Genomic DNA, 13,155 nt, shown 5'->3' with positions numbered 1-13,155 from the left:
TATATTTTTTTGTTATTCAAATATACGCTTTTGTCTCTTTGTTTCTGAACACTAAAGTAAACAACCAATTTCGTATTTAAATGTGGCATGAAATACCTAGTTCACTCCTCTAAAAAAACCGGTACTATCGTCAGGGTAATTAATGACGAGAAAAAATGTCAGGTCATTAATCATTCAACTTCAAAACAGCCATGAACGCTTCTTGCGGAATTTCAACATTTCCAACCAATCTCATTCGTTTTTTACCTTTTTTCTGTTTTTCCAATAATTTACGTTTACGGGAAATATCTCCACCATAACACTTAGCGGTAACGTCTTTACGCAATGCTTTTATTGTTTCGCGAGAAATCACTTTTACCCCAATAGCCGCTTGAACAGGAATATCAAATTGTTGGCGCGGAATCAATTCTTTCAGTTTTTCACACATTTTTTTTCCTATTTGATATGCGTTGTCGGCATGCATCAAGGAGGATAATGCATCCACAATCGTAGCGTTCAATAAGATGTCTACTTTCACTAAATTAGAAGTTCGCAACCCAATTGGCGTATAATCAAAGGAAGCATATCCTTTAGAAACGGTTTTCAAACGGTCGTAAAAATCAAATACAATTTCTGCCAATGGCATATCAAAAGTCAACTCTACACGTTCCGTAGTCAAATAGGTCTGATTCGTAATCAACCCACGTTTTTCAATACACAAACTCATTACATTTCCAACATAATCGGATTTGGTGATGATAGTTGCCTTAATAAAAGGCTCTTCCACGTGGTCTAAACGAGAGGGCTCCGGCAAGTCCGAAGGATTGTTTACAATAAGTGGAGTTGTTGGATCCTTTTTGGTGTAAGCCAAATACGAAACGTTGGGAACCGTAGTAATCACTGTCATGTTGAATTCACGCTCCAAACGCTCTTGGATAATTTCCATGTGCAACATTCCCAAGAATCCACAACGGAAACCAAATCCCAAAGCAGCTGAACTTTCCGGTAAAAATACTAATGAAGCATCATTCAACTGCAATTTTTCCATAGAGTTTCGCAACTCCTCATAATCTTCCGTATCCACAGGATAAATTCCCGCAAAAACCATTGGTTTTACCTCTTCAAATCCTTTAATTATATTCGTTGTTGGCGTTTTCGCATCTGTCAATGTATCACCTACTTTTACTTCTTTCGCTTCTTTAATTCCAGAAATTAAATACCCAACATCACCGGCTGAAATCACTTGTTTCGGAACTTGGTTTAATTTTAAAGTCCCAATCTCGTCTGCAAAATATTCGTTTCCGGTAGCCATGAATTTTATCTTCTGACCTTTTTTAATCTGACCATTTTTTACCCGGAAAATAACTTCGATTCCTCGAAATGGATTGTAATGCGAGTCAAAAATCAAGGCTTGTAATGGCTCATCAACACTTCCTTTTGGAGGAGGAATTCGATCGATGATGGCTGCCAAAATATTTTCGACACCAAAACCAGTTTTACCAGATGCATGAATAATATCTTCTAATTTACATCCAAGTAAATCAATAATATCGTCACTTACTTCCTCTGGATTCGCGCTTGGTAAATCTACTTTATTCAAAACCGGAATAATTTCCAAGTCATTTTCTAAAGCCAAATATAAATTCGAAATCGTTTGTGCCTGAATGCTTTGCGCTGCATCTACAATCAAAAGTGCGCCTTCACAAGCGGCAATCGACCGAGAAACTTCGTACGAAAAATCCACGTGTCCAGGAGTGTCAATCAAGTTCAAGATGTATTCTTGTCCTTTATACGTATATTCCATCTGAATCGCGTGACTCTTAATCGTAATCCCACGTTCACGTTCTAGATCCATGTTGTCCAGCAATTGCGCTTTTTCCTCACGAGCGGTAACGGTTTGTGTAGCGCCAAGTAATCGGTCAGCAAGCGTGCTTTTCCCGTGGTCAATATGTGCAATAATACAAAAATTCCGTATGTGTTTCATTTTCTGTTGATATCAAATTTATTTGGGTTTACCCTGATTTTTTTTCAGGGCGTGACCACAAGGGTCGGGCTTTCCGCTACAATCTTTTCCTTTTTTAAAGAAAAAAGGAAAAGGATTTCCACTGCAATCCCTCACGCAATCGCCAAACAGCGACTATTAATCTGCAAATATAAGCTAAATTCAACAGTTTCAAAGTCCCGAATTCGTAAACCAACACCTTTAATACGAAGTCTTTCTCCTTTCTTCTTTTATCCTTTCAGCTAAATGTCGTAATTTTGCAAAAAATTAAGGACGATGATCAAGATTGGCAACATAATATTACCCGAATTCCCTTTACTTCTCGCACCAATGGAAGATGTGAGTGATCCGCCTTTTCGCAGATTGTGTAAAGCGCACGGTGCCGATATGATGTATTCTGAGTTTATTTCTTCCGAAGGATTGATTCGGGACGCCATCAAAAGCCGCATGAAATTAGACATCTTTGATTACGAACGCCCCGTTGGGATTCAGATTTTTGGTGGAGACGAAGAAGCGATGGCCATGTCCTCTAAAATTGTGTCTGCCGTAAACCCGGATTTAATCGATATTAATTTTGGTTGCCCTGTTAAAAAAGTCGTTTGCAAAGGAGCCGGAGCCGGCGTTCTTAAAGATGTAGATTTAATGATTCGCCTGACTAAAGCCGTTATTGATAGTACCCATTTGCCGGTAACCGTAAAAACCCGTTTGGGTTGGGACGATAACTCGATTAATATTGATGAAGTAGCAGAGCGTTTGCAAGATATTGGTGTTGCCGCTTTGAGCATACACGCCAGAACTCGTGCCCAAATGTACAAAGGCCATTCCGATTGGTCGCATATTGCCCGAGTTAAAAATAATCCAAGAATCACGATGCCTATTTTTGGTAATGGCGACATTGATTCTCCGGAAAAAGCATTGCAATATAAAAATGAATATGGTATCGATGGCATTATGATTGGTCGTGCTGCCATTGGTTATCCTTGGATTTTTGACGAAATCAAACATTACTTTAAAACGGGAGAACATTTGCCAAAACCTACCGTTATTGATAGAGTCGAAGCAGTTCGAAATCACCTTACTTGGGCCATGGAATGGAAAGGAGAAAGATTAGGAATTGTGGAAACAAGACCACATTACACCAATTATTTCAAAGGAATTCATTCTTTTAAACCCCACAAACAAAAATTAGTAACGCTGGACCGCCCTGAAGAATTATTCGCTGCTTTGAATGAAATCGAAGAAGCGTATGCGGGATATGAGTTGGTTTAAGCAGTATATATTAATCAACTTCTACCGCCAATTCGCTAATTTATAATAGCTTATTAATTAAACATCTTTGCTAAATCTAAAGAGTAATTTTTTTAAAAATTAGCGAATTAGCGGTAAAAAACTTACTCCAATAACTTCTTACTCACGCGACTACTTGCAATCAAGGATGCAATAAAGCCAAGCGTAATAATCGTCCCCATAACAATAAGTACATTTTCGAGAGAGAAAATCACAGGATAAGCCAGTGTAGGAGTAATCATCACAAGCTGAAGATGTTCTTGAAGTAGTACAATTATAATCCCTAAGGTTAGCCCAATAATTCCGCCAAAAACACTCAATAAAGTCCCTTGAAGCAGGAATATTTTTCGCAAATTTTTGATTTCAGTTCCCAAATTAAAAAGGGTTTTTAGATTCCCTTTTTTGTCTAAAATCATCATAATTAACGCGCCAATCAAGTTGAATAGTGCCACAACAATTACCAGAGTAAAGATTAAATAAACAACGATATTCTCGGTATTCAACATTTTGTAGAGCGAGTCGTTAAGTTGAGCCCTATTTTTTACGGTGATTTTATTCTTAAAAATAGTTTGAAGTTGATTTATAATAGCAGTTTCATCAGCACCAGTTTTTGCTTTGATTTCAATCCCGGAAACCTGATTGGTTTTGTATTCCAATAGTTCCTGCGCTAAACCCAAATCAGCAAAAACATATCTAGAATCTAAATCTTCGCTAATGGCGTAAATACCAACAGGAATTATATCCGTTTTGTTAAAGGCCTGTTCTTGATTTTCAATCGTGCCTTTTCCAGCTTTAGGCACCATTACTTCCAAATGATTATTAAAATCCAATAATCCCATCGAGAATTTCTGAGCAATTCCATACCCAACAACTACTTGATAGGTGTCAGGTTTAAACCATTGCCCATTGAAAAGTTTGGATTCAATAGCATTTACTTTGCTAAAATTAGCATCAACCCCTTTTAAGTACGTAACTTGTTGTTTTCCGTCAAAAGTAAATAAAACACGCTCTTCGATGATTTTGGTATACCAAGCAAGACCGTCTATTTTTTTGATTTGGCTCTCCTGATTGGGAGAAATCAAAAAGGATTTTCCTAAAGTGCTGCTTATTTTTAAATCCGGATCGATGTCATTGGTAAACGAAAGACTAAATACTTTTAGCCCGCTAAAAACGGATAAAACAACAAACAAAGCCATTGCACCAACAATAATTCCCATGCTGGCAATGCGATTGATGATGTTTATAGCATTGTTTTTACTATTGCTGAGGATGTATCGTTTGGCTATGTAGAGGGAGAAATTCAAACTTTATTGGAATCTGCGTTTGTCTAAAAGATCCCTGTTTTCAATAGGATTGTCTCTGTTGGCTAACGCATTGTCAATTTTTTCAATGTAATCTAAAGAGTCGTCAATAAAGAAAACCAAATTAGGAACTTTTCTTAATTGTAAACGAACGCGTTGTGATAAATCATGTTTTATAGTTTTAGCATTGGACTTCACCGCCTCTAAAATTTCTTTCGCTTTGTCCTGAGGGAAAACGCTTAAATGCACTGTCGCCACTGATAAATCTGTAGTTACAGTAACTTTGGATACCGAGATAATTAAATTAGCTACTCCATTTTTTCTCACTTCACCTTGCAGAATATCAACCAAATCTTTTTGGATAACCCCACCTATTTTTTTCTGTCTATTTGTTTCCATAGTGCAAAAATACTACTTTTAAGTTTTATCCCGAAGTTTCGGGGCAAATTTTAAAAGTTACCTAACAATTGGTGCGTTTTTAGACGCTTTTTCCGAAGAATAAAAAAACACTTTAACTTTTATCAGGCCTTCAAATCGATAAAATCGCTAGTATTGGAAGCAAAAACAACAGATAATATTTGAATAAATAAGCTTAGGATCGTTTGAAAAGAATGAAAATTTTCAACTAAAACCGCGATTTTTTGTATGTTTTTTATTTTTAACCTAAAGAGTAATTTATTTATTGAAAATCAATATGTTATTGTTTTTTTTGTACATTTAACATTATAATTCGTTCGTGACAACAGGCTGAATTTTAAATACCACTTTTTTCAGCATTATAGTAGTAAGGTTTTATACTCTTTTTCCAAAATTCATTTTTAATTGTTTTCAAAGTTATTCCCTTTCGGATGACGCTTTCTATGTTTTAGTTCAACCGTTGCAATTCATTGTAACGGTTGAACTTTTTATTGGAATTTATAATTTTTATTAAATAGAACCCTCATCGTTTGAATATATGAATAATTTTTACATAGCTTTCTTTTTCATGGTTCAACTGGGATGCATTACGGCACAAAATAACACAGGCTTTTTTGGAAAAATCATCGATTCAAAAACGCAAATTTCGTTAGGTTTTGTGGTTGTCAGTGTTCAAAACACGACTTTAATGCAACTCACTAAAACGGATGGTAATTTCAGTTTTGATACCGTTCCCACAGGAAATATTTTGCTTCTGGTACACAGTCAGGGTTTCAAAGATGGCTTGTATCCCGTTGAAATTACCGAAGGACAAATGCTGGATTTGGGAACCATATCTTTAGAACAAGACCAATCCATAGAGCAGCAAAACAGTATCATCACACTTATTGAAAGTGATTTTGGCGAAGACAACAGCAGTTCCGAAAGTACTTCCGGACTCTTGCAATCCTCCCGAGATGCTTTTTTGCAAGCTGCCGCTTTCAACTGGGGACAAGCTCGTTTTAGAGTTCGGGGATTAGACAGCGAACATTCCACAATGATGATCAATGGCGTTTCCATGAATAAAATTTATGACGGCAGACCGCAATGGGGTGCATGGGGCGGATTGAATGACGCGCTACGTAATCAGGAATTTACCCTGGGAACTGCCCCTTCGGATTATACGTTTGGGGGTATTTTAGGGACACAGGAAATCAATACGCGAGCCTCTATTTACAGACCAGGTTCTCGAATTTCATTTTCTGGGACCAATACCAATTACAGTTGGCGCACCATGGCTACGCATGCTTCCGGAATGAATTCCCGTGGCTGGGCTTTTGTAGTTTCGGCAGGAAAGCGCTGGGCGCAAGAAGGGTATTTTGAAGGCAGCAGTTATGATGCGAATTCCTTTTTTATAAGTCTCGAAAAAAAAGTAGGCGAGAAGCATTCGTTGAATCTCACGGCACTGTACACTCCGAATTCCAGAGCCAAAAATTCCCCTAATACAGCTGAAGTTACCCAATTGACAAACGTAAAATACAATTCGTATTGGGGTTTTCAAGAGAATGAAAAAAGAAACGCCCGCATCAAAACCATTGAAGAACCCATGATAATGCTGAATCATTATTTTAAAATCAATGATAAAACCAATTTGAATTCGAGTGTGACGTATCAATTTGGAACAATTGCCAACAGCAACATCGATTATCAAAATGCGAATAGTCCTGATCCAACGTATTATCGAAATATGCCCAGTTATTACAGCTCTCTTTATGCGCCTGATAATGGAGAATTCTCGGGTGCATTTACTCCGGATTATGAAAATGCAGAAAAAAGTAAAGCGGAATTTTTAGCCAATTCGCAAATTGATTGGACCGCATTGTACCAAGCCAATCAAAATCCGGTTTTGGATGCTAATGGAACAATTACGGGCTACGAACCCACAAAAAGCAAGTATGTTTTGTATGAAGATCAAATAGAAGATCAAACAGCGGTGGCCACAACAAATTTGAGTGCGCAACTGTCGGAAAATATTTTTTTGAATGCAGGAGCATCTTTCAAAAAACTAAAATCGCATAATTCACAAAAATTGTTGGACTTGCTTGGCGGTTCCTATTTTGAAGATATCGATGCTTTTTATAGTGGAAATCAATCCCAGTCTGATTTGAATAGTCCCGACCGTCAAGTAGTTGTTGGGGATACGTACGGATACAACTATAATTATTTTGCCAATACTGTAGAAGCGTTTACCCAATTCAAATTCACCTACAACAAAGCGGATTTTTATCTGGCCCAGCATTTTTCTACTGCCAATTATCAAAGGGAAGGTCTGTACAAAAACGGAATTTATGAAACCAATTCCTTCGGGAAAAGCGAAAAAACAGCATTTGAAAACTTTGGCTTCAAAGCCGGATTCAATTTCAAAATCTCCGGCAAACAGCTGGTGACTTTTAATGCGGCGCATTTGACCAAAGCACCTTCTTTGAAAAATACGTTTGCGAATTCCCGATTGAATAATGCGATTGTAGACGGAATTGAAAGTGAGAACATCAGCAGTTTGGACGCCAGTTACATCTATCGTTCCCCAAAACTCAAAGCCAGACTAACTGCGTATTATTCCTTAATTAAAAATGCTACTCAAATTTCCTTTTTTTATGCCGAAGGAATTTTTGATGATGGCTCCGGTTATTTAAATACCGATGCTTTTGTGAGTCAGACATTAACACAATTGAATAAGAAAAATGTAGGGGCCGAATTCAGTTTGGAATACCAATTAAGCCAAACATTTAAAACCACTTTTTCGGCCGCTTTCGGGGAATATACGTATGACAGTAATCCAAGAGTGACTTTGACAAACGATGCTGAAGCAACTCCAGAAAATACCAGTCCGGTTTTTGATTTTGGAACGGCTTCCCTCAAAAATTATAAGCAAGCGGGAATGCCACAACGCGCGTATTCCGTGGGAATTGAATATCGAGATCCAAAATATTGGTGGATTAGCGCCAATGTAAATTACCTCACCAACAGTTATATTGATATTTCTCCTATTTCCAGAACCGAAATATTTTATAAAAATCCCGCAAGCGGTTTCAATTTTCCAGAGGCAACGGAGGAACGGGCTACAGTACTTATAAAACAAGAAAAATTTGATCCAACGATGTTGCTCAACCTTGTGGGTGGAAAATCATGGAGAATTTACGGAAAGAATGTTGGGATTTTTGCCAGCATCAATAATGTACTCGATGTTACCTATAAAACGGGTGGTTATGAACAAGCCCGAAACGCAAATTTCAGACAAATTAATCAAGATGTTTCCAGTGGCACGCCTTCTTTTGGACCAAAATATTTTTACGGATACGGAAGAACGTATTTTGTCAATCTTTATATCAATTTTTAAATTAAAGCACATGAAATCAATATTCAGCAAACCGGTTCTATTTTTACTGTTGACAATCACTTTCAGCAGTTGCGTAACGGATGAGGTTGTGGCTCCAAAACTCATGTGCACCCAGCCAGATTTAGTTATAAATAAAACAGTTAACGAAGTTCATGCGGTTGCGAATGCCATTGTAACACAGTACAAATACGAGGATATCATCGAGGCGTATGTGGTTTCCAGCGATGAATCGGGGAATTTTTTCAAGTCGATTTCCTTTCAGACTTTGGCAACAGCCACAACGCCAGCTATAGGATTTAGCGTTCCTGTGGATGCTACCAACTTGTATATTGACTATAGATTGGGCAATAAAGTATATATAAAATTGAAAGATCAATATACGGATATTTCATTTGGCGGGATGCGTATCGGAAGTATTTTTGTGAATTCCTATAATGAAGGTGGAGTGGGGCGACTTTCACAAAATGAGTATAAAAAAGTGTTGAATGCGTCGTGTAGGAATGTAAAGGAGGAGGTTTTGGTTCGGTCGTTAACCATGTCGGAACTGCTGAATGATTCTAATTTGAATACGTTGGTCGAATTGTCTGATGTTCAGTTTTCAGCTTTGGCCATAGGGCGTCATTATTTTGAGGAAACCAATAATGTGGGCGGTGCGACAAATTGGGGATTAGTAGATAAATTAGGCAATCAAGTCTATTTTAGAACGAGTAGTTTTTCTGATTTTTCGACTAAAGTTGTTCCCGAAGGAAGCGGAAAAGTAAGGGGAATTTTGACAAAATACGGAACGGATTACCAATTATTGCCGCGTTCCGAAAAAGATGTGGTGATGACTGGAAGCAGAGCTGTTCCTTTTTTCTCCCAAGATTTTGAAAAAGTTGTCGATAAGTCGAATTTGAGTCTTCCCGGTTGGGCAAATATGGTTCAAAAAGGAACACTTTTCTGGAAAGGCACCGTTTATTCCGGTAACGGGTATGCCGAGTTTGCCATTAGCGGAACTAAAGTTGTTTCGAATGTGGCTTGGTTGATCTCGCCAAAAATTGACATGGATGTTCATACGAAAGAAGTCCTTACTTTTAGAAGCGCTCAGCATCATTTAGACGTTGATTCCCAGTTAAATTCCTTGGAAGTGTATGCTTCCAGTAATTTTGACGGATTGAATTTTGCAACTGCCACTTGGATTCCTTTAATGGTTAATTTGCCCAAACAAGCCACGCCTTGGTATCAATTTGTAGGAAGTGGCGCAGTAGATTTATCTGCATTCCAAGGTAAAATCAGCATTGCTTTTAAATATACAGGCTCCGGAAAAAACCTGGCTTTGGATGGCGCTTTTCAAGTAGATGACGTCCAGATTTTTGGTGATAAATAATTTTTATAAAAGACTTTGCTTGAATTACTATATTTGCAGCATTAACGTTTAAATTAAATTATGAAATCTACTTTATTAGCCCTAATTTCTTTATTATTTGTTTCTTGTTTATCGGATAACGAAGCATCTAAACCTGTTGATTACACGGTTCAAAACGAAAAAGAAATCGTGGATTACATTGCGAAAAAGAAATTGACTGCCACAAAAACCGATTCAGGATTGTATTATGTGGTTAATGAAGCGGGAACTGGCGCTCAACCAACAGCTTCATCTAATGTAACAGTAGCCTACAAAGGATATTTTACTAATGGAAATGTTTTTGATCAAAGTGATGCTTCAGGCATTTCATTTGGTTTGAACCAAGTGATAAAAGGATGGACAGAAGGTATTCCCTTTTTTAAAGAAGGAGGAAACGGAGTTCTTTTAATTCCTTCTCATCTGGGTTATGGAAGCAACGGTAGTGGACCTATTCCAGCAGGATCTGTTCTTGTTTTCAATGTTAAACTGATTAAAGTAAATTAGTTAAAGAGAAAGATAAAACTAAAAAAGGCTGTCTAGATTTTCTAGGCAGCCTTTTCTGTTTTATGAATTTATGTGGTAGAATGAATTACAATACACGGATTATTATTATGAACTCGTTGGGTGTAATTAAAGAAAATTTCAATTAATCTTTAATAAAAAATTTGAACCGCATAGAGACATAGAAAAAAAGAGTAAGATAGCCTAATTCTTGGGTTCACATAGCTATGGTTTTCTAGGAAAAAGTGGAACGCATTACGGAATTTTAAAATCTATATTTCTATGTGGTTAAAAAATTAAACAAATTGAATTACACCCAACGGCTTATTATTATTTAATTTCAACGATGCTTATCGCATAACCTCCACCGGGCGCACTGAGTTGTGCCAGTTTTGATTTGTTAGTCACCGTCATTTTACGAATCGTATAGGCTTGTGGATTGGTTTTATAATGTGCCTCTTTTGCATCAGCATAAATAGTGGCAACATATTTTTTTCCTTTTTCCAAAAAATCAAATTTGATGGTTGATGTACGAGAAGTATCGCCATTTACATTACCAATAAACCAATTGTTCGTCACTTTTGCTTTACGCGCAACAGTAACATATTGACCAGGTTCTGCTTCAAGGTATTTGCTGTCAGACCAATCTACGGCTACATCTTTGATGAACTGAAAAGCATCAGGAAAGCGATCGTAATTTTCCGGTGTATCGGCTGCCATTTGCAACGGGCTGTACATCGTTACGTACAATGCCAATTGATTTGCAATCGTACTGTTGACATGGGAATTATTATCCGGATTCAATTTGCTTAAATCCATTTCAAAAATCCCAGGAGTATAATCCATCGGTCCGCCTACTAAACGGGTAAAAGGCAACACTGTCACGTGATTGGGTTTAGAACCACCAAAAGCTTGGTATTCTGTTCCTCTTGCTGCTTCGTTACCAATTAAATTGGGATAGGTTCTTGAAATTCCCGTTGGACGAACCGCTTCGTGAGCATTCAACATAATTTTATATTCGGCTGCTTTTTCCAAAGCATATTGAAAGTGATTGACAATCCATTGGCTGTAGTGGTTTTCGCCTCTTGGCATAATATCACCTACATAACCACTTTTTACAGCATCGTATCCATTGTCTTTCATAAACTGATACGCTTTATCCATGTGGCGCTCATAGTTACGCACAGATCCTGAAGTTTCATGGTGCATCATCATTTTAATACCTTTTGATTTGGCATATTCATGCAATCCTTTGACGTCAAAATCCGGATACGCAGTCAGAAAATCAAAAACATAATCTTTGGAATGACCAAACCAGTCTTCCCAACCTTCATTCCAGCCTTCTACTAAAACGGCATCAAAACCGTGTTTAGCTGCAAAATCAATGTATTTTTTTACATTAGTGTTGTTGGCACCGTGTTTTCCATTTGGTTTCGCTTTTGAAAAATCAGAAACGCCAAGTTGTACCGTTGGAAATTCATCCGTATACGCCCAAGAACTTTTTCCGGTGATCATTTCCCACCAAACACCTACATATTTAACGGGTTTTATCCATGATGTATCTTCAATTTTACTTGGGTCATTTAAGTTCAATGTCATTTTTGAAGCCAGAATTTCTCTTGCGTCATCACTAACAATGATGGTACGCCAAGGCGTATGATTTGGAGCCTGCATGTATCCTTTGTCTCCTTTGGCATCTGGTGTTAACCAAGATTCGAATACCATATTTTTATCATCTAGATTCAAATGCATGCACGAATAATTGATTAATGCTGCTTCATGTAGATTGATATACAATCCATCTGCTGTTTTTAGCATTAGCGAAGTCTGTACTCCTGTTGTAGAAAAAGACTTTTGAGAAACATTTGCGGTAGTTGCTTTTTCTGATAAGCCTCGGATTTCCGATAATTTTGATGTGGTGTAATCGTATTCTTGAGTGTCATAATCACCCGGAATCCAAAATGCAGTATGATCTCCTGTCATGGCAAACTGAGTTCTTTCTTCTTTAATTACAAAATAAGTAAGGTTCTTTTGCGAAGGAAATTCATAACGAAATCCTAAACCATCGTCAAACAAACGGAAACGAATCACAATCTTTCTGTCTGTTTCTTTTTGATTTAAGGTTACTGCCAATTCGTTATAATGATTGCGAATGGAAGCTACTTCTCCCCAAACGGGTTTCCAGTTTTCATCAAAAGTGGCTGTTTGGGTATCTGTTATCGTGAAATTATTTAACAACGAATTTTTATCAAATAGTAATTCTTTTTCAGCGGGATTAGTACTATATGTCAAATCAAACAACATTGTTTTTTTGTCGCTTTTTAGTTCGAGACCCAGTTTACTAGGTTTTATAACGACGTTATTTTTGTAGCTCAAAGTGTAACTTGGAGTGCCGTCACTTAACAATGAAAAATCCATTGTGAATTTTTGGTTGGGTGATTTTAATTGTTGTGCCGCAACGTTACTCAAGAACGTTAAAGTGAATAGTAGTGAAAAAAGATAATGCTTCATTTTTATTGAATATAAATTACTAGTTGATTTTTGGTTTTATAATTCGGCTTGATTTTTACGAAATCGTTTTATTTAAAACAGTAACAAAATTGTAGTTATCGTTGCAATTTCTTAAAAAGTAAAAGTAAACTCTTTATTGTTTATTTCACACTCTTTCCAGTGGAATAAAATTTGGAATGATGTGCTGTTTTGTTCAATTTAATTGATAGTAGGTCAAAATTAGCGCCTAAACTGTTTTCAAATGATGCACTTTATTAAAATAGAACTAACATTTAATGTGCGTAAGACAAAAACAAGGGTTTTTAAAATAACTTCAAATTCGACAAATTTTTTTAGCCACGAATTATCCGAATTTTCACTGATTTTTTTGAAATCAAATGCTAATCTGTGGCAAAAC

Annotated in this window: 8 protein-coding genes; 4 read left to right on the top strand and 4 right to left on the bottom strand. The window is 37.0% G+C overall.

The genetic code is table 11. The annotated features are described in order from the left end of the window. Nucleotides 1-166: 166 nt before the first annotated feature. Nucleotides 167-1,963 carry a translation elongation factor 4 gene (gene lepA / locus EKL96_RS01440; RefSeq protein ID WP_126452060.1) on the bottom strand — a complete coding sequence of 599 codons (1,797 nt, stop codon included), beginning with the start codon at nt 1,961-1,963 and terminating at the stop codon, nt 167-169. A 294-nt stretch (nt 1,964-2,257) separates the two neighbouring features. On the opposite strand from lepA, the gene dusB reads away from it, so the two are divergent. Then, complete coding sequence (gene dusB / locus EKL96_RS01435) at nt 2,258-3,250, top strand: tRNA dihydrouridine synthase DusB (protein WP_126457620.1); 993 nt, start codon at nt 2,258-2,260, stop codon at nt 3,248-3,250. Nucleotides 3,251-3,372: 122 nt separating this feature from the next. Here the strand turns inward: dusB and EKL96_RS01430 are convergent, their stop codons facing one another. Both EKL96_RS01430 and rbfA read right to left on the bottom strand, forming a co-directional pair. Continuing rightward, nucleotides 3,373-4,572 (bottom strand): ABC transporter permease, encoded by a 1,200-nt coding sequence (locus tag EKL96_RS01430; RefSeq protein ID WP_126457619.1) that lies wholly within the window; start codon nt 4,570-4,572, stop codon nt 3,373-3,375. A 3-nt stretch (nt 4,573-4,575) separates the two neighbouring features. Next, a complete protein-coding gene (gene rbfA, locus EKL96_RS01425; protein WP_126452046.1) occupies nt 4,576-4,968 on the bottom strand; it encodes a 30S ribosome-binding factor RbfA in 393 nt (130 codons plus the stop codon). Between the two features lie 556 nt (nt 4,969-5,524). On the opposite strand from rbfA, the gene EKL96_RS01420 reads away from it, so the two are divergent. The 3 genes from EKL96_RS01420 to EKL96_RS01410 are packed head-to-tail and all read left to right on the top strand — an operon-like array spanning nt 5,525 to nt 10,250. Beyond that, nucleotides 5,525-8,362 carry a carboxypeptidase-like regulatory domain-containing protein gene (locus EKL96_RS01420; protein ID WP_126457618.1) on the top strand — a complete coding sequence of 946 codons (2,838 nt, stop codon included), beginning with the start codon at nt 5,525-5,527 and terminating at the stop codon, nt 8,360-8,362. A gap of 10 nt (nt 8,363-8,372) precedes the next feature. Continuing rightward, on the top strand, nt 8,373-9,728 hold the full coding sequence (locus EKL96_RS01415) for a DUF5689 domain-containing protein (protein WP_126457617.1): 1,356 nt from the start codon (nt 8,373-8,375) through the stop codon (nt 9,726-9,728). Between the two features lie 60 nt (nt 9,729-9,788). Then, nucleotides 9,789-10,250, top strand: a complete 462-nt coding sequence (locus EKL96_RS01410; RefSeq protein ID WP_126457616.1) for an FKBP-type peptidyl-prolyl cis-trans isomerase — start codon at nt 9,789-9,791, stop codon at nt 10,248-10,250. Nucleotides 10,251-10,577: 327 nt separating this feature from the next. Here EKL96_RS01410 and EKL96_RS01405 read toward each other — a convergent pair whose 3' ends face one another. Continuing rightward, nucleotides 10,578-12,758 carry a glycoside hydrolase family 97 protein gene (locus tag EKL96_RS01405; protein WP_126457615.1) on the bottom strand — a complete coding sequence of 727 codons (2,181 nt, stop codon included), beginning with the start codon at nt 12,756-12,758 and terminating at the stop codon, nt 10,578-10,580. Between the last annotated feature and the right edge of the window lie 397 nt (nt 12,759-13,155).

Origin of the sequence: Flavobacterium sp. LS1R10 (assembly GCF_003968825.1) — a bacterium.
Taxonomy (GTDB): domain Bacteria; phylum Bacteroidota; class Bacteroidia; order Flavobacteriales; family Flavobacteriaceae; genus Flavobacterium.
Note: the sequence above shows the minus strand (reverse complement) of the source record. Positions and strands in the feature narration are given on the sequence as shown.